The sequence below is a fragment of the Bradyrhizobium sp. MI1.7 genome (assembly GCF_055811795.1).
The window spans coordinates 1-261 of the sequence record NZ_JBVVPO010000294.1 but is presented as its reverse complement, the minus strand read 5'-3'; the positions used below and the strand labels follow the sequence as shown (position 1 = coordinate 261).

The window sequence follows — 261 nt, the reverse complement described above, 5'->3', positions numbered from 1 at the left end:
GCCGAACAGCACGTCGTTGCCCGCTCCGCCGTCCAGGACGTCCCTGCCCAGCCCGCCGAACAGGACGTCGTTGCCATCGCCCCCGAACAGCCGGTCGTCGCCGAACCCGCCATTCAACTGATCATGGCCGCCCAGCCCGTAAAGCGTATCGTGGCCAAAGCCGCCGGACAGCCTGTCCTCGCCCGCGGTGCCGGTCAGCGTGTCGGCGAAGATGCTGCCGGTGCGGACGACACCATCGGCAATACCGGTAACCGTAACCGC

The 261-nt window shown here is 68.2% G+C and carries 1 protein-coding gene; it reads right to left on the bottom strand.

Annotated elements, in window-relative coordinates; genetic code table 11:
• Positions 1–261 (bottom strand): calcium-binding protein (locus AC0L3X_RS47570; RefSeq protein ID WP_473317675.1); only part of this gene is annotated, 261 nt, incomplete at both ends.